Source organism: Pseudomonas sp. C1C7 (assembly GCF_013359595.1).
In the GTDB taxonomy this organism is placed as follows: Bacteria; Pseudomonadota; Gammaproteobacteria; order Pseudomonadales; family Pseudomonadaceae; genus Aquipseudomonas.
Genome location: NZ_JABFMP010000025.1, coordinates 12,252 through 28,615, shown reverse-complemented (window position 1 = coordinate 28,615; position 16,364 = coordinate 12,252). Strand labels below are relative to the sequence as shown.

General features: G+C 61.0%; 17 protein-coding genes. 16 read left to right on the top strand and 1 reads right to left on the bottom strand.

Going from position 1 to position 16,364, the window contains the following annotated elements; translation table 11 throughout:
- Positions 1-2 precede the first annotated feature (2 nt).
- From sctE to HNO86_RS19685, 15 genes are all read left to right on the top strand, one after another.
- Entirely contained in the window at positions 3-1,766 is a 1,764-nt protein-coding gene (gene sctE, locus HNO86_RS19755) for a type III secretion system translocon subunit SctE (RefSeq protein WP_175378613.1), read from the top strand.
- A 24-nt stretch (positions 1,767-1,790) separates the two neighbouring features.
- Complete coding sequence (locus HNO86_RS19750) at positions 1,791-2,852, top strand: IpaC/SipC family type III secretion system effector (RefSeq protein ID WP_175378612.1); 1,062 nt, start codon at positions 1,791-1,793, stop codon at positions 2,850-2,852.
- A complete protein-coding gene (locus HNO86_RS19745; protein ID WP_175378611.1) occupies positions 2,853-3,875 on the top strand; it encodes an IpaD/SipD/SspD family type III secretion system needle tip protein in 1,023 nt (340 codons plus the stop codon).
- Positions 3,876-3,963: 88 nt separating this feature from the next.
- Positions 3,964-4,209, top strand: coding sequence for an acyl carrier protein (locus HNO86_RS19740; protein ID WP_256672691.1), 246 nt, complete (start codon positions 3,964-3,966; stop codon positions 4,207-4,209).
- Between the two features lie 260 nt (positions 4,210-4,469).
- On the top strand, positions 4,470-5,936 hold the full coding sequence (locus HNO86_RS19735) for a winged helix-turn-helix domain-containing protein (protein WP_372242544.1): 1,467 nt from the start codon (positions 4,470-4,472) through the stop codon (positions 5,934-5,936).
- Entirely contained in the window at positions 5,933-6,397 is a 465-nt protein-coding gene (locus HNO86_RS19730; RefSeq protein WP_256672690.1) for a transglycosylase SLT domain-containing protein, read from the top strand. The genes HNO86_RS19735 and HNO86_RS19730 overlap by 4 nt, the downstream gene beginning before the upstream one ends.
- A gap of 84 nt (positions 6,398-6,481) precedes the next feature.
- A complete protein-coding gene (locus HNO86_RS19725) occupies positions 6,482-7,651 on the top strand; it encodes a PrgH/EprH family type III secretion apparatus protein (RefSeq protein WP_175378608.1) in 1,170 nt (389 codons plus the stop codon).
- A 9-nt stretch (positions 7,652-7,660) separates the two neighbouring features.
- Positions 7,661-7,921, top strand: a complete 261-nt coding sequence (gene sctF / locus HNO86_RS19720) for a type III secretion system needle filament subunit SctF (RefSeq protein ID WP_175378607.1) — start codon at positions 7,661-7,663, stop codon at positions 7,919-7,921.
- Positions 7,922-7,980: 59 nt separating this feature from the next.
- The gene (gene sctI, locus HNO86_RS19715; RefSeq protein WP_175378606.1) at positions 7,981-8,289 is read left to right on the top strand and encodes a type III secretion system inner rod subunit SctI; all 309 of its coding nucleotides are present in this window, start codon (positions 7,981-7,983) and stop codon (positions 8,287-8,289) included.
- A complete protein-coding gene (locus HNO86_RS19710; protein WP_175378605.1) occupies positions 8,286-9,008 on the top strand; it encodes an EscJ/YscJ/HrcJ family type III secretion inner membrane ring protein in 723 nt (240 codons plus the stop codon). Before sctI ends, HNO86_RS19710 begins: the two co-directional genes overlap by 4 nt.
- 4 nt (positions 9,009-9,012) lie before the next feature.
- Positions 9,013-9,561, top strand: coding sequence for a secretion system protein (locus HNO86_RS19705; protein ID WP_256672689.1), 549 nt, complete (start codon positions 9,013-9,015; stop codon positions 9,559-9,561).
- Positions 9,533-10,216, top strand: coding sequence for an oxygen-regulated invasion protein OrgB (locus tag HNO86_RS19700; RefSeq protein WP_175378603.1), 684 nt, complete (start codon positions 9,533-9,535; stop codon positions 10,214-10,216). Before HNO86_RS19705 ends, HNO86_RS19700 begins: the two co-directional genes overlap by 29 nt.
- Entirely contained in the window at positions 10,206-10,619 is a 414-nt protein-coding gene (locus tag HNO86_RS19695; RefSeq protein ID WP_175378602.1) for a hypothetical protein, read from the top strand. Before HNO86_RS19700 ends, HNO86_RS19695 begins: the two co-directional genes overlap by 11 nt.
- 368 nt (positions 10,620-10,987) lie before the next feature.
- Positions 10,988-11,959 (top strand): hypothetical protein, encoded by a 972-nt coding sequence (locus HNO86_RS19690; protein ID WP_175378601.1) that lies wholly within the window; start codon positions 10,988-10,990, stop codon positions 11,957-11,959.
- An 81-nt stretch (positions 11,960-12,040) separates the two neighbouring features.
- Positions 12,041-13,060 (top strand): quinone-dependent dihydroorotate dehydrogenase, encoded by a 1,020-nt coding sequence (locus HNO86_RS19685; RefSeq protein WP_175378600.1) that lies wholly within the window; start codon positions 12,041-12,043, stop codon positions 13,058-13,060.
- Positions 13,061-13,304: 244 nt separating this feature from the next.
- Here HNO86_RS19685 and rmf read toward each other — a convergent pair whose 3' ends face one another.
- Entirely contained in the window at positions 13,305-13,520 is a 216-nt protein-coding gene (gene rmf / locus HNO86_RS19680; protein WP_003223300.1) for a ribosome modulation factor, read from the bottom strand.
- Between the two features lie 529 nt (positions 13,521-14,049).
- On the opposite strand from rmf, the gene rlmKL reads away from it, so the two are divergent.
- Entirely contained in the window at positions 14,050-16,314 is a 2,265-nt protein-coding gene (gene rlmKL / locus HNO86_RS19675) for a bifunctional 23S rRNA (guanine(2069)-N(7))-methyltransferase RlmK/23S rRNA (guanine(2445)-N(2))-methyltransferase RlmL (RefSeq protein WP_175378599.1), read from the top strand.
- Positions 16,315-16,364 lie beyond the last annotated feature (50 nt).

Sequence of the window (16,364 nt, the reverse complement as noted above, 5' to 3'; positions counted from 1 at the left end):
GCATGAGTGAAATCAGAAACAGCTTCCCGCCCGCCTTTCAGAGCGCCTTGAGCCGCGCGCAAGGCTTTGAAAAGTACGGCACGGCCGCCACTCAGGCGGCCAGAACCGCGGACTACCAGAAAGCCGGCCAGCAAGCGTTGGCGAACCTGATGTCGGTGAACTACGAAGGCCCACGCAGCGCGGCCGCCGCAGGCAGACCGATGCTGCATGCACCGCCTCCCCGCGCCGACGGTAACAAGCCGGAAACCAGCGGCGACCTGTTCACGCTGCTGATGGCGATGATCAGCGAGCTGATCGGTGAAGTGGATACCAACAAGCTGAAGAACCGCCTGGCGATGCTGCAAAGCATGGCCGGTGCGAAACAGCAGGGCCATGAAAAGCTGGCCGCCGATTACGCCGCCGCCATCGAAGCGCTGGAGGCGGCCGAAGGCGCCATCGGCAGCAGTCAGGAACAGCTCGATCAGTTGCAGGAGCGCGTTAAACAGAGTCTGGCGTTGCTGCAGGCCAGCGAAGCGCGGCTGGCGCAGCTCGACCCGCAATCACCCGAATACGCCCGCGAACTGGCCCTGCGCGATCAGCTCAAGGGTGATTTGGCGCACCATACGCAAACCCTGGAAAAAGCCACCGATGCCCACCTGAAACTCATCGACACCGCCAATGCCAGCGCCAGGGTTCTGGCCGCCGTGTCGGTGAAGGTGCAGGAGGCCGGTCTCGGCGGTTCCGCTATCAAGCAGTCCAATGAAAAGGCCCTGAGCAGCAGCGCCCTGGCTTTGCTCAACCGCCTGAAGATCATCGAAATGCTCGGTGAGTCCGCGCAGAACAAGGAAGAGCTCAGCCAGGAATTGTTCCAGCAATTGCAGGCCCGGCTTCAGGAACACATGAAGGCCGAATCGGAAAAATACCTGGAAGAAGTGCGCAAGGCCGAGGCGCTGCAAAAGACCATGGGCTGCATCGGCGCCATCGTCGGCGCGGTGCTCACCGTGGCGACTATCGCGGCCGGCGTGCTGACCGCCAACCCGGTGCTGATTGCGGTGGGGGTGATCGGCGCGGCGGTGATGATTTCCGATGCGGTGGTCAAGGAGGCGACGGGCACCTCGTTCATGGCCGAAGCCATGAAGCCCCTGACCACGGTGATGCAGGAAGCGATCAAGCTGTTCACCGATCTCTATACGCAATTGCTGATTGCGGTGGGCGTCGATGAGGAAACCGCGAAAGAGATCGCGCAGATCGCCGGCATGATTCAGGGCATTGCTTCGACGCTGGCCGCTGTGGCGCTGGTGGCTGTGGTCGGGGCGCAGGTGATCGGGCCAATGGTCAGCGCGGTGGCTTCGAAGCTGGCATCGGTGGTCGCTCAGGCCGCCCCGGCGGCGGTTCAGGCCATGCGCCAACTGGCGACTTCGCTGGGTAACTCGCTGACCCAGATGCTGACCCAACTGCGCGGATTCATCACCAACGGCGCTGATCCGGTGTCTCTTGCTCGTTACGCCGCCAATCTGGAAATCGCCCAGGCCGTTACCGAGTTCAGCAATGTCGCGGTGCAGGGTGGCCTGCAAATCCGTAGCGGAGCGCATCAGGCTCAGGCTGCCGAGCACCTGGCCGGCGTGCGGATGCGGATGGCGATCAGCGAAGAAATCACCCACTACCTCGGTCGCCTGGTGGAGGACTACGGCAAGGCAATGCAGGACCGAACCCGGCAGGTCGAGCAAATTTTCGCCGATCTGCAACGCAGCCACTCCGTCAGCCTGCAAATGGCTCGGCAAGTGTGATCCCGTGGATAAAAGGAATTCGAAATGACCACCATTAATGGCTTTGGCGTGATCGCGCGTGCGACTGAAATGGCAACAGCAGAGTTTGTCGCTGCAAAGAAGCCCGATGAGCTTCGGTCCCCTGATCTGAATCCGCTTATCGCTGACAAGCAAATCCTCAAGACGTCTGATGTACGCATACTGTCGGCCGCGGAGTTCGGTGCTGCAATCAACGCCTACCAGCCCACTGAAGCGGATCTGGTCGACATGCAGGCCGCTCCCGCACTGCTCAACGATGAGGTGCGCGACGACCTGGTGTTCGATCCCGGCGCCTGGGAAAAACACGCCAACGTCCTGGTGGCCGCGATCATCGCGCTGAACATCGCCCGGGTGGCCAACGCCCAGTTGCGCGGACACTTCAGCGTCATGGCCGCCGACGCCGCCAAGGCCCAGGGTGCGGCGATCATCGAGTCGGGCAAGGCGTCACTGCACAGCGCAATCACCGCCGCGGCAGTCTCCGGTGCGATCGCCGGCTTCGCGATGGTCAAGACCTTTCAGGGGCAAGGGCTCAAGCACGCGGACATCAGCCAGAACCGCCGCAACGTCGTTGATGCGAACAATATCGAGCGCGATCTCAAGGCAGATCTCGGCCGCGATGACTGGGACCCGCAGACCACTTACCCGGTCAAGACCTTCGACGATTTCGGTCGCATCACGACCGTCGATTTCAAGCCCAAGGGCACCTCGCTGACCCCTGACGAACAGAAGTGGTTCGAAGGGGAAATTCTCAAGGCGCAAAAGGTCGGACAGCACTCGGACTGGCTGAGCCAGATGGGCAGCAAGGGCATCGAAAAGAAACTGGAGCTCGGCCGTGCGTTCAATGCCATGTCGATGAGCCTGAGCCAGGTGGTGTCCAACATCGTGCGGATGACCGAGCACGCCGCCCGGGAAAAGGAAGTGCTGCAGCAAAGTGCGCAGAACACGCAGAAGAGCCTGAGTGATGAAATCGGGCAGAAGGATTCGGCGGATGCTGCGTTGCTGCAGAAGCTGATGGACATGGTCATGCAGCTGTTTCAGTCGCGGATTGATGTGATAGGGCGGGTATAAATGGCTAACTCCATAGGTATCGCGCATTTCGTGCCGCCAGCGCACAAAGCTGCTCCTGAAGTTCGCCGGGCGAATGATGTTCCGTTGCTTGCGCAGGCGCAGGCGCCGGTGGAAGGCGTGGAGTTTTCTTTGGCGCAGATGATTGATCGATCGATCAAAACGTTGAACCGCAGCTTCGACGCGATGCTCATGCGTTGCGCAGATAAGGGGATGCGCCAAGAGTTGTGGGTGCATCAATTGAGTCGTGCTGGTGCCGTATTGACCGATTGCCAACAATCTTTGCCTTCGGTGTCGCATCAACATCTCGAAGCCGCGCAAATGCAGATCATGCGCGATCTGAAAGAACGACACCCACCACCAGCGGACATCGCCGAAGCCTTCGATCAGGCCATCAGTTCCTCCGACGACTTCTTCGAAAAACTGCTGGAGCTGATCGACCTGATCAAGAACGGCTACCTCGCCGGCTACGAGCACATCGTCGCCGCGTATTCGGACTTCTTCGCCGACTTCAACAAGGACATCACTGCGAAGCTCAAGGAGTGGATTCAGGGGGCGAACGACGGCAAGGAGGTCAAGATCAATGCCGGCGAAATCCGCCTCGCCCTGCAGGCGCTGATCAACAAATACTCCCACCCCAATCCCGCATCAGTGCTGTTCCCGGCCCCCGGCATGGGCGGCGCGAGCCGTGAGGAAGCTGAAAAGTGGCGCCAGGCCCTGGGCCTGCCCGCCAGTTGCCTGAAGCAGAATGCCGACGGCACCTACAGCGTGGTCATGGACCTCAGCCCGTTGACGATCATGCGCGACAGCCTGCCGCCCAACGTGTTCTGGATCGCCTGGGACACAGCGAAATTCCAGGCCTGGCAAACCGGCTTCAACGCCCAGGAAGAACGCATGAAAAACCTGCTGCAGTCGCTGACCCAGAAGTATTCGAACGCCAATTCCTATCACGACAACTTCAACAAAACCCTGTCCTCGCACCTCAACCAATACGCCGACATGCTCAAAGCCATGTTGAATTTCTAACCCCGCCGCCAACTGACCACACCCCGCCCTCTGCAGGAGCGAGCACGCTCGCTCCTGCAGTGTCGGGTTAAACCCAGGAGAATATTCATTGCTGGAAATCGAGAATCAAGTCATCCGGATACTGATGGATTACTTCAAATCCACCCGACGCAACATCACACCGAACTCCCGCCTGGTCGAAGACCTCTACATCGACTCCATGAGCCTGGTGGAACTGGTCATGGCCCTGAACGAGTCCTTCGCGATCGAACTGCCCGAAGACGAAGTCGCGCAGTGGAAAACCGTGCGAGATATCTGCACCTCGATAGTCAGTTGCCCACACACCATGTCGTAAATTCCTACGTCTGCTGAGTCACGGCTCCTACGGAAACATCCCGCGCAACTTCCTATAGTCACGCCGCTTTTCATCTGGAGCCTGCCACCGCGCAGGCTCCGTGCGTTTCGTACCTTTCTATAGAGAAGTCAGAGTGTATGGACAGGGCATCCGATCGAGCGCCGGTCAATTCTTTCGTGTTTGGCCAGTGGCTTTTGCAAGGCGATGGAACGCTGATACGGGAGGGAGAGGGCGTTCACGTCCCTCCCAAGGAGTCGAGCGTGCTGCGTCTGTTGCTCAAGTCAGCCGGCACGGTCATCAGCAAGCACCAGCTGCTCGACGACGTCTGGCCTGAAACCTATGCCGCCGAAGAGTCCCTGACCCGCTGCATTTACGCCCTGCGCAAGCTGCTGCGCGAAGACAAGGACTTCATTGCGACGGTGTATGGCCAGGGTTATCGATTCACCTGTCCGGCGGTGGAACTCGATGCGCCGCACCCGACGCGCACCGCATCTCCCTCACTGGCCGTCCTGCCGTTTCGGCATGCGGACGAAGCGGCGGCGCTGGACCTGCAGGATGTGATCATCCGCCAGTTGAGCACGGCGTTCGGCGAGTCGCTGCGGGTCATTCCCTCTGGATTGATGGATCACACGACATCTCTGGATGCGCGGTCGCAGGTGCAGCGTCTGGCGGCGGACTATTGCCTGAGCGGACGCTGTATCCGTCAGGGCGACCATCAACACTGGTCGGTCGAACTCATCCGCGGCAGCGACCACGTGCTGTTGCATGGGCAGACGCTGGACGCCTGCGATCTCAGCGAGGCACTCGGCGCCCTGACTTGCCTGGTGGCACAGCGGATGACAGGCCTGCGTCCGGCCGCAGATGCCTGTGCGTCCTATCCCGCCGCAGTGGCCTGGCTCAATGGCCTGTGCAGCCTGCAACAGCACACGCCGCAAAGCCTGCGCGATGCCCAGGTGCAATTTCGCCAGTGCCTGAAACTGGATGCCGGATACGCGCCGGCCTGGTGCGGCCTGGCCGACGCCTGGCTGGGGCAGGCGATGATCGGCCTGTGTTATCAGGGGCGGGCGATGGAGCAGGCGCAATCGGCGATTTCCAGTGCCTTGACCCGCGCCCCGGGCAACTTGCCGGCACTGACGCGCCTGGCCTTGCTCACCAGTCTGCGTGGCTGCGAACAGGCGGCCCAAGTGCTGTTCCAGCGCTGCCTGCTGAGTGCCGATCAGGCTGATGCGCATTACTTTCACGCCTGGCATCACTGGTACTGGCGGCGCAACGAGCAGGCGGCGCAAAGCATTGAACGCAGCCTGCAGCATGACCCCGACAGCGTACGGGCTCAGGTCCTGCGCTTGCGTATCGCGCTGGCGCAAGGGGCGGAATCGACGGTGCTCATGGCCCGTCGAACCCTGCAGCAAGGTGCTGCGGCCAATTCGTTGCTGGTGATTCTGAATGCCGTGGTGCTGGCGTATTTCGGCCAGCACGCGGCGGCCTGGCATGAACTGGAACAGGTCGGGCTGGCGCAAAGCGCAATCGGCGAGCAGGGGCTCGCGGCCTGGAACGTGTTGTTCGGGGTCAATCCGCTCACCGCCCGCAACCAGTATGCAAGCTGGTTGTGCCTGGCAAAGACGGGCGCACCGGACGGGCTGATGGTGGCGCCGCTCTGGGGCTCGCTGCAGCGTGCTCCGGATTTCCGCCGTTGCGAAACGTTGCCCAGCGAGCGACGTCTGGCATGACCGCACGCAGGATCAAATCGCTGCTCATGCTCGCCTGTTTTGGCGCGACTCAGGCACAGGCGTTTTGCTGGGATCGGGCGGGCCAGCTCCACCGGATCGAACCCGAACTGCTGCAGGCGATCGCCGAAGTCGAGTCAGGCCACAAACCCGGTGCAATCAACCACAACAAGGATGGCTCGCGGGATATCGGCCTGATGCAGATCAACAGCATCCATCTGCCGCGCTTGAGTGCCCAGGGCATCACCGAGCAACGTCTGCTGGAAGAACCCTGTCTGTCGGTGGAAGTCGGCGCCTCGGTGCTGGCCGGTTTCGTGGCGCGATATGGCTACAACTGGACGGCGGTGGGGGCCTACAACGCCGGCAATTCGCCGGACAGGCAAGCGGCGCGCCTGCGCTATGCGCGCAAGGTCTGGCAGCGCTATCAACGACTCACGCTGACGCAAAAACAGCGGGGATTCTGATCGGGTTAAGCAGAATTCGATCAGGAATTCTCAATTGCGCCTTCCTAACATGCCGGCTCATTTCATCGCTCTGGAGTGTGAACGGTGACAGACCCGACAGCCGTCCCTCAGCCCTGTGTACTGCGGATACTCAACGGTCCGCTGCAGGGCTGCGAATTTCCCCTTGTGCAATCCGTCACCCTGTTCGTGGTGGGAGCGGTGGAGTTGCTGGGGGACGGGAAGCTCGCTGCCAGCGTTCCCGCCGAGGCCATCTTCGTGCCGCTGGCCGAGGGGGGATGCAATTTCGAAGTGCTCGCCGATCACCTCTCCAACGATGGCCTGATGCTGCGGTTGCTCGGCGATTGCGAGGAATTGCTTCACGGCAGGTTTCATACGCGGGTGCAGGTCGGCGGCCTGCAAATTGCCCTGCGTCCTGGCGATCAGGCCTGGTCACCGGAACTTCTGCTCAAACAACGCAGCCCCTCGCTCGACACCGAGCAATTCGAGTCTCAAGGCAAGCCCTGGACTCGATGGCTGGCCGGCGGCTTTGCCGCAGTGGTGTTGGCCGTCGCTGCCATCCTCTGGTCGATACCGCAATCCACCCCTGAAACCGATATCCGCGCATTGATCACTGGCGCCAGCGCCGAGGTCGAAGTGCTGCGGGGCCGCGATGAGGCGGTGTATGTCTTCGTCTCATCCGAGCGCGATGCCGGCTGGAGCCGACAGGTGCTGATGCGCAGTAACTCTGCGTCGGCCAAAGTGCTGGTGACGGATCAGGAACGGCGTCGGCTGGAGCAGCTGCTGTTCGACCATGATCCGCAGATGGCCTGGCATTCCCTCGACTTCAAGAGCCCGTCCGCGCCACGCCTGCTGCTCAGCGCCCAGCGCAATCTGCTGACACCACACAAACAGCAGGAGCTGACCGATGCACTGCTGGCCGCCGCGCCCTATGCCCGGGACATCGCCGTGCATTTGCAGGATGACCATCTGCTCGCGGATCTTGCCGAGGAAGGCCTGCAACGCCTGTCGCTGAGCTTCGATCGCGCGGAGCACGGCGACAGCGTCACCTTCGCGCTGACCGGCAATCTGCAGGACGTCGAACTGGCCGCCGCCCGCGACTATGTAGACGGTTTCCATCGCCAGTGGGGAGATCGCTACGTGCATTTCACGGTGGAGCTCAAGGACGACGGGCTCAAGGACAAATCCTTTCAAACCGGCCCCCAGGGCTACATCAAGACGACCGCGTCGTCCTGGCATTTTCCAACTCCACGATAAAGGTGACTCATGGCTGACATTGGTATCCCCATCGAATTTCCCGATGACTTTCTCGGTCGCCAGGCCGATGCGTTCGAAAAGGGCGCGGAAAAACTCAAGGAAGCGCTGGACGAAGCGCTGGAAAAGCTCAAGGACGATGCCTCCGACCCTGCGCTGCTGGCGGCCTATCAAACCGCCTTTTCCTCCTACACCGTATTCCGCAACGCCCAGACCAACACGATCAAGGGCTTCAAGGACATCGACATGGCGATCATCCAGGCCGCTCGCTGACGTTCGTTTTTCCATCGGCCATGGATTGCCGTCCGTGGCCACTGACCTGAGTGCATGCCATGCCTGTTCCGGACATTTCCCTTCTTGATATCCAGCCCACGGCTTTCAGCGAACTGCGCGGCCCGCAGGACGGCCCGATCGTTTCCCTCGAGTCGCGCCTGATCGAGGCCTTTGCCGGCTCCGCGGTCGACAGCGAAAAGCAGGTCTCGGCGATCAATCAATTGCTGCAGCGCCCGGATATCACCGACCCCGAAGTCCTCAGCCAGTTGCAGGACCTGAGCGGGCAGTACAACGTCGAGATCAACCTGCTCAACGTGCTGGTGCGCAAGGCGGTGGGCACCGCAGAAACCCTGTTGCGCGCCTCATGAAGCCGGGTGTGTGGCTGGTGCTGTTGTGCCTGGCGCTGGCGGGCTGTCGCCAGCCGAATCTACTCGAAGGCCTGGACCAGCAGCAGGCCAACGAAGTGCTGTCGGTGCTGCAACGCAACAATATCGCGGCAGTGAAAGTCGATGCCGGCAAGACCGGCTACACGGTGAAGATCGATCAGGTGGATTTTTCCGCCGCGGTGGATCTGCTCAACCTCTATTCCCTGCCTTCGCGGCCACGCCTGCAAGTGGCCGAAATGTTTCCCGCCGATACCCTGGTGGCCTCGCCCCGGGCGGAAAAGGCCCGGCTGTATTCGGCGCTGGAGCAGCGCCTGGAACAGTCACTGAATGTGCTCGAAGGCGTGGTCTCGGCGCGGGTCCATGTCAGTTACGACCTGGATGCCGGCGAGGGCGGGCGCAAATCGCCTCCCATTCACCTGTCGGCGGTGGCGATCCATGAGCGCGACGTCGAGCCGCAATTGCTGATCACCGACATCAAGCGTTTTCTCAAGAACAGCTTTGCCGGCGTCGACTACGAAAATATCTCGGTGGTGCTGTCCAAACGCTCTGCGACTCAGCATGTCGCACCCACCGTGGCGGCAAGACAGGAGCCTTCGCGGGGCATCTGGTTGCTGGGCTTGGTGGGCGTGGTGGTGTTGGCGGGGGCTGTGACTTTCGCTTTTCTGCGCCTGAGTGCGGGACGACGTGATGGCGTGCGCTGAAAGTATGCAGGCAATTGTTGCCGAGCCTCTGGATTATCTGCACTCGCAGCGCCTGTTCGTGCCGGCGCAGTTTCGCGGACCCGAGGCGCGTCAGGTGCTCAATCGGATCGTGCTTGATGGACTGCAGCTACAGAGTACGTGGCCGCCGGTTGCGTTGAGCGCCGTGGCACGTCAATGGGTGCTTCATTGGCGGCAATTGCCCCGCATCGCCGGACTGATGGGCGCCTGGCGCCTGATGCCGGAACTGACCCGAGGCGGGGCGTTGCTGCGCTTTCCATTGTCGATGCGCCGCTTCGCCAGTTGCAGCCTGAGTGTGCGAAGCGCGCTGCCGATCGACTGCCCGGTGATTTCAATGCAAGTGGTCGAGGCCGCGGGTCTCAATGCGTTGTGCAGCTGGCATGAGCAGGTGCCTGCACTGTTGATCGAGCGCCTGTTCCTGCAATTTTCCCCCACGGTAGTTCGCCTGTATGAGCAATGGCCTCTGGCGAAACCCGACCCGGCTCTTTTCCACATGGCGGTGCAGCATGCTCGACTCTATCCGAACCCTGACTGACCTCCCGGACCCGGGCGAAGTGCATCTGTGCCGCGAAGACATCGCCGCCGCACGCCGCCGTCGCGGCTTGCAGTTACAAGCGCAGGGCTGGGCCCGGGAGTGCGTCGACCAGGCCCGGCGCGACGCCGAAGCGATTCATGCCCAGGCCTTTCAGGAAGGCTATGCCGAAGGTGTCTTGCGCGTGACCGAACACTTGGCCGAGGGCCTGCTGGCGTCCCGGGCGTTGGCAGTGCAGTTGCGCGAAGACGTGGCGCAGGCTGCCGGGGATTTGCTCGCGCAAGCCTTGAGTCGTCCCCAATGGCTGGACGACATGCTCGAACGCTGGCTGGCAGAACAAGCCCCTGACACGGGCGCGGTGCTGCACCTGTTGCTGCCGACGCACTGGCGCTCACGCAGCCATGAATGGCGCGAGCGGTTGTACAGACTATGGCCCGGCGAGCTGGTGTTCGATTTTCAAGCGCAGGAGCGTTATGTGCTGCGCCTTGGTGATCAGTTGCTGGAGTTTGATATCGCGGCGGCTCGACAGAAGTTGGAGCCGCGGTTGCTGGCGAGTGTTGCGAACCTGCCAGCGTCGGCGCGCTCGCTGGATAGCAAGTCGAAGCGGGCGCTGACGGAACTGTGTGCAAGTTTTGCGGGGGCGCCTGATGAGGATTGAATCGGTGAGCGGTAGCGGCGCGCTCGAAAGCGAGACCTCGACGGTCGAATCCCTGGAGTCGCGGTTGTCAGCCAACCTGCGGCCGGACCCTGCGTTCGAGCGTTTGTATCAACAGCTGCTGGCCATGGAGGGGCAGGGCGGGAAGGCGATTCATGAGTATCTGCGGACGCTGCGCGGGGCCGATGGAGAGTCCCGGACCTATCCATCGGCCAAGGCATTGCTGGCGGTGACGTTGCAGGTACTGGTGCGGTTGAAGGACGAGAAACTGCAGGACTCGCAGATTTACAAGGAGGTCAGCGCAGCGAACGCGTTGGCGTTCAGCGTGGATCTATTTGTGAAGGGCTTCATGCGCGAGGTGTTTCAGCCGATGGGTGATGATGCTTGGGAGAAGAGTGAATGGTGAATGGAGTAGGTACGAGTTCATCGAGTGTCGGCTCAAGGCGCGAAAGTGTCGTTTCAGTAGACCGTTCAACTGCAAGTGGGTCGAGTCGGCTCGACGATGTGGAGTTTGTTCAGAATTCGGGGCCATCGTCGCCTTTGCGCCCATCGCCACGACTGCGGGTGGTTTTGAGTGAGGTGGAAAACTCCGTGCAGGGTCATATAGAGCAGAGCTGTCGGTCTTTAGGTGAAGATGGCCAGGTCTTGAGGGATAAAGTCATAGATTTTATTGAAGGTGAGCGATCGACTACGGGACCCTGTAAGGAGCTGATTGAACGGGCAAGGCAACTGAGTGCCGAAGGCGATCAATCCATTGAGCCCCGCGTAAATCGAATGCACGCCATCCTTCAAGCAGGCCTGGAACTGTTTGAATCGACCAAAGGGCCCGCGCTCAATCTGCTGAACGTCGTCGGGCGCACTGCAGCGATTGTTGTATTTTCGGAAGTGTTGAGCCAAATCGCGGGGTATTACGCCCAGCTAGCTGTGGACCAAGGCGATACACCTGAAGCCTTGAAAACCTGGGGCGCGCTGGCGCTGGGAGTGGCAGGCCCGGCGTTGGCGTTACTCGGAGGCATTCGAAATGATCGCAACGGCACGTCGAGCACGTCATCCAATGTTGCACGGCTGCTGATGTTTTTACTGACCTCGGCATTGTTGATCGCAGGGTTTGTTACAAACACGCTACCTAAAGTGTTTGCACCGCTGGCTGGTGGGGCGGTTTACACACTGGTCAGAGGCCTGCTCAATGCCTGTTTCCCCCTGGTGGACAAAACCGGTTCCCCCAGTGCCAAGGCCATCGCAGTGACAACGGTCACTTACGCCGTAGCCCAAGGTTTGTTGGATAAGCTGGGGCAACTGACGCCTCTGGCGGGGGCAGCCCGGGCGGCGGCGGGACTGGGTTGGAGTCTGGGGGCGGATGCCATCAAGGGGTTGCTGAATGGCTTCGGCATGGCGCTGGATGACATCGTCTACCTTTACAGCAAACACATGCTTCCCGGTGTGAAACCCGCCGAGGAAGAAGACTTGTGGGTACGCGTCGCTCCCCACGTGCCATCTGCGTCTGATCTGGCGGACGCAGCAGGCAATATCGGATCGATGCGCCTCTGCGCGGTCGTGTCGTTCAATGTGGGATTGGCGACCATCGATTCGCTGCTCAAATCGGCCGACGACGAGAAAGACACCAGGTGGTATGTCTTGACCGCCTGTTTCGCCATCCTGGCCTTGATGATCTATCCCCTGCTGGTCAAAGGCAGTGCCTCGGGCAAGGACGACAAACAACCCCTCAACGAAAGCCCGATTCTCTGAACCCAGGCAAAGCAGTCGCCTGTGCGCCCCGTGCCGGCTATAATCGCCGGCACTTTTTGCCGCCCTGAGTCCAAGCCGCCCATGTACACCCTGGCCCGTCAGCTGTTGTTCAAACTTTCCCCGGAAACTTCCCACGATCTGTCCCTGGACCTGATCGGCGCGGGCGGGCGTCTGGGGCTCAACGGTTTGCTGTGCAAGGCACCGGCGAAGAGCCCGGTGACGGTCATGGGCCTGGACTTCCCCAACCCGGTGGGGCTGGCGGCCGGTCTGGACAAGAACGGCGCGGCCATCGACGGATTTTCCCAGCTGGGTTTCGGTTTTGTCGAAATCGGCACCATCACCCCGCGTCCGCAGCCGGGCAACCCCAAGCCACGGCTGTTCCGTCTGCCGGAAGCCGAAGGGATCATCAACCGCATGGGCTTCAACAACCTCGGCGTCGATCACCTGCTGGCCCGCGTCGCCGCGGCCAAATACAAGGGCGTGCTGGGCATCAACATCGGCAAGAACTTCGACACTCCGGTAGAACGCGCGGTGGACGATTACCTGATCTGCCTGGACAAGGTCTATGCCCACGCCAGCTATGTGACCGTCAACGTCAGCTCACCGAACACCCCGGGCCTGCGCAGCCTGCAATTCGGTGATTCGCTCAAGCAACTGCTCGCCGACCTGGCCACCCGCCGCGCCGAACTGGCGCTGCGTCACGGCAAGCACGTGCCCCTGGCGATCAAGATCGCCCCGGACATGACCGACGAAGAAACCGCGCAGGTCGCGCAAGCCCTGATCGAAACCGGCATGGACGCGGTCATCGCCACCAACACCACCTTGAGCCGCGTGGGCGTTGAAGGTATGGAACACGGTGACGAGGCGGGCGGCCTGTCGGGCGCTCCGGTGCGCGAGAAGAGCACCCATACCGTGAAAGTGCTGGCCTCGGAGCTGGGCGGTCGCCTGCCGATCATCGCCGCGGGCGGCATCACCGAAGGCAAGCACGCGGCGGAGAAAATCACCGCGGGTGCGAGCCTGGTGCAGATCTATTCCGGGTTCATCTACAAGGGCCCGGCGTTGATTCGCGAGTCCGTGGATGCGATTGCCGCTCTGCGCTAACCCGCGTCCTACCCGTTCAATGCAGGAGCTGCCGAAGGCTGCGATCTTTTGATTCTGTTTTCTGAAAGCAAGATCAAAAGATCGCAGCCTTCGCCAGCTCCTACAGGTTTTTAAAGGCCAAAACCCAGGCATAAAAAAGGGCCCCTCAAAAGGAGCCCCTGGGCCGCAGCCCGCCGTCCGGATGGGACGTGCGTGGTTAATTCGTTACTTGCTCAGATTGTCGTGTCGGAATGAATGCCCTGTGTTAGCCGACAGCGTGAAGTTCGTTGAGTCTGTGGATTCCCGCAGTGCCGGTCATACCGTCCCAGTTGTCGCCGCGTCCTTCTCGCCAGCCGTTGATCCAGGCTTGGCGTACCGACGGTAGAGTAAATGGGCAAAGCTCACGGGATTTACCACCAACCCCATATTGATAGCCGCGCAAAAATGCTCGTTCCAAAGGATCACGCTTAAGTCTTCTCATAGGGTGTTGCCCTCACTTGTTGACTGTTTTCATCGCGTCGACCTCTATCGAGGTCAGGCAGAAAGACTCTGCCATTTGGGGCCCGCTGCCGGCGTGGCGAGCCAAAGTGTTGGCGTCATGGCGGCGCCAACCTGTATTGATTTCTAACCAATGCGTCACATCGAGGGAATGATCGTTTTGTCATAAGAACGTAACCATGAAGATGGTAAGGCCATAAGTAACACGATATTCGTAGCGTATTTATTGATCAAAGCCCTGTATGATCGGCGCCCCGCAGGATGAAGGGGTTAATCCTTTGCTGAGAATGTCTCGCGTTGTAGTGCGACATTTTTCGACGAAGGGTCGACTTATGACATTTTATTGCATCAACTTTTTTATCTGTCCTGGCATCTAAGCTCTTTTGAATCCGAGCAGTCAGGGTGGAGAGGCACACCTTCGTGCCACGCGGGCGCTCTTCGAGAAAAGCGCCTGATTGAAAACCGGGCCGGCAATGCGTTGCCGGTTCACTAGCCAAAGGCTCTGTATCCTCATGTCTGATCGTTTCGAACTCTTCCTCACCTGTCCAAAAGGCCTTGAAGGCCTGCTCATCGAGGAAGCCGCCGGGCTTGGCCTTGAGGATGCACGTGAGCACACCTCTGCCGTGCGCGGCATGGCCACCATGGAAGCCGCCTATCGCCTGTGCCTGTGGTCGCGCCTGGCCAACCGGGTGCTGCTGGTTCTCAAGCGCTTCCCGATGAAAAACGCCGACGACCTTTATCAAGGCGTGCACGACATCGATTGGCAGGACCACATGCTCAATGACGGCACCCTGGCCGTCGAATTCAGCGGCCACGGCTCGGGCATCGACAACACCCACTTCGGTGCGCTGAAGGTCAAGGACGCCATCGTCGACAAGCTGCGCACCCCGCAGGGCGATCGCCCGTCCATCGACAAACTCAACCCGGACCTGCGCGTGCACCTGCGCCTGGACCGTGGCGAAGCCATTCTTTCCCTCGATCTTTCCGGCCACAGCCTGCACCAGCGCGGTTATCGCCTGCAGCAAGGCGCCGCGCCGCTGAAGGAAAACCTCGCGGCGGCGATCCTGATCCGTTCCGGCTGGCCACGTATCGCGGCCGAAGGCGGCGCGCTGGCGGACCCGATGTGCGGTGTGGGTACCTTCCTCGTCGAAGCGGCAATGATCGCCGCCGATATTGCACCGAACCTGCGTCGCGAGCAGTGGGGCTTCAGCGCCTGGCTGGGGCACGTGCCGGCATTGTGGAAAAAGCTCCATGAAGAGGCCGTCGAGCGTGCGGCGGCCGGTCTGGCCAAGCCGCCGCTGTGGATTCGTGGTTACGAAGCCGACCCGCGGCTGATTCAGCCGGGGCGCAATAACGTCGAACGTGCCGGCCTGAGCGAGTGGATCAAGATCTACCAGGGCGAAGTCGCGACCTTCGAGCCGCGCCCGGATCAGAACCAGAAAGGCCTGGTGATCTGCAACCCGCCCTACGGCGAGCGTCTGGGCGAGGAAGCGAGCCTGCTCTACCTCTATCAGAACCTCGGCGAACGCCTGCGCCAGGCCTGCCTGAACTGGGAAGCGGCGGTGTTCACCGGCGCCCCGGACCTGGGCAAGCGCATGGGCATCCGCAGCCACAAGCAGTATTCGTTCTGGAACGGCGCCTTGCCGTGCAAGCTGCTGCTGATCAAGGTGCAGCCGAGCCAGTTCGTCACCGGCGAACGCAAGACCCCGGAACAGCGTCAGGCCGAGCGTGAACAGGCCGCGTACGACCAGCTGCCGAACGAGCCGCAAGAGCGCAAGTTCAACAAGAATGGCAACCCAATCAAGCCGGCGCCTGTGCCTGTGGTCGAGCAGCCGCGCCTGAGCGAAGGCGGGCAGATGTTCGCCAACCGCCTGCTGAAAAACCTCAAGGCTTTGGGCAAGTGGGCCAAGCGTGATGGCGTCGATTGCTATCGTGTCTACGATGCCGACATGCCGGAATACTCCATGGCCATCGACCTGTATCACGACTGGGTCCACGTCCAGGAATACGCCGCGCCCAAGTCCGTCGACCCGGAAAAGGCTTCGGCGCGCATGTTCGATGCCCTGGCGGCCATTCCCCAGGCGCTGAACATCGACAAGAGCCGCGTGGTGGTCAAGCGTCGCGAGCGCCAGAGCGGCATCAAGCAGTACGAGCGTCAGGCGGCCCAGGGCAAGTTCGTGGAGGTTAATGAAGGCGGCGTGAAGCTGCTGGTCAATCTCACCGACTACCTCGATACCGGCCTGTTCCTCGACCACCGGCCAATGCGCCTGCGGATTCAGAAAGAGGCCGCCGGCAAGCGCTTCCTCAATCTGTTCTGCTACACCGCCACCGCCAGTGTGCACGCGGCCAAGGGCGGTGCGCGCAGCACCACCAGCGTCGATCTGTCGAAAACCTATCTGGACTGGGCGCGGCGCAATCTGTCGCTCAACGGCTTCTCGGACAAGAACCGTCTGGAGCAGGGCGATGTGATGGCCTGGCTGGAAAACGCCCGGGACGAGTACGACATGATCTTCATCGACCCGCCGACCTTCTCCAACTCCAAGCGCATGGAAGGCGTGTTCGACGTGCAGCGCGATCAAGTGCAACTGATCGATCTGGCCATGGCGCGCCTGGCCGCCGGCGGTGTCCTGTACTTCTCCAACAACTTCCGTAAGTTCGAGCTGGAGGCCAATCTCGCCGAGCGCTATGCGGTCGAAGAGATCACCGCGCAGACCATTGATCCGGATTTTGCCCGCAATTCGAAGATCCACCGCGCCTGGAAAATCACGGCCCGTTGACGCTTGTTGTGATTGGATCCACAGAGCCTTGATTTTTATAGGCTCTTGGA

Excerpts from the sequence above, each read along its gene's own strand:
- sctE (WP_175378613.1), top strand. The coding sequence starts at position 3 with ATGAGTGAAATCAGAAACAGCTTCCCGCCCGCCTTTCAGAGCGCCTTG.
- HNO86_RS19750 (WP_175378612.1), top strand. The coding sequence starts at position 1,791 with ATGACCACCATTAATGGCTTTGGCGTGATCGCGCGTGCGACTGAAATG.
- HNO86_RS19745 (WP_175378611.1), top strand. The coding sequence starts at position 2,853 with ATGGCTAACTCCATAGGTATCGCGCATTTCGTGCCGCCAGCGCACAAA.
- HNO86_RS19730 (WP_256672690.1), top strand. The coding sequence starts at position 5,933 with ATGACCGCACGCAGGATCAAATCGCTGCTCATGCTCGCCTGTTTTGGC.
- sctF (WP_175378607.1), top strand. The coding sequence starts at position 7,661 with ATGGCTGACATTGGTATCCCCATCGAATTTCCCGATGACTTTCTCGGT.
- sctI (WP_175378606.1), top strand. The coding sequence starts at position 7,981 with ATGCCTGTTCCGGACATTTCCCTTCTTGATATCCAGCCCACGGCTTTC.
- HNO86_RS19710 (WP_175378605.1), top strand. The coding sequence starts at position 8,286 with ATGAAGCCGGGTGTGTGGCTGGTGCTGTTGTGCCTGGCGCTGGCGGGC.
- HNO86_RS19705 (WP_256672689.1), top strand. The coding sequence starts at position 9,013 with ATGCAGGCAATTGTTGCCGAGCCTCTGGATTATCTGCACTCGCAGCGC.
- HNO86_RS19700 (WP_175378603.1), top strand. The coding sequence starts at position 9,533 with ATGCTCGACTCTATCCGAACCCTGACTGACCTCCCGGACCCGGGCGAA.
- HNO86_RS19695 (WP_175378602.1), top strand. The coding sequence starts at position 10,206 with ATGAGGATTGAATCGGTGAGCGGTAGCGGCGCGCTCGAAAGCGAGACC.
- HNO86_RS19690 (WP_175378601.1), top strand. The coding sequence starts at position 10,988 with ATGCACGCCATCCTTCAAGCAGGCCTGGAACTGTTTGAATCGACCAAA.
- HNO86_RS19685 (WP_175378600.1), top strand. The coding sequence starts at position 12,041 with ATGTACACCCTGGCCCGTCAGCTGTTGTTCAAACTTTCCCCGGAAACT.
- rmf (WP_003223300.1), bottom strand. The coding sequence starts at position 13,520 with ATGAGAAGACTTAAGCGTGATCCTTTGGAACGAGCATTTTTGCGCGGC.
- rlmKL (WP_175378599.1), top strand. The coding sequence starts at position 14,050 with ATGTCTGATCGTTTCGAACTCTTCCTCACCTGTCCAAAAGGCCTTGAA.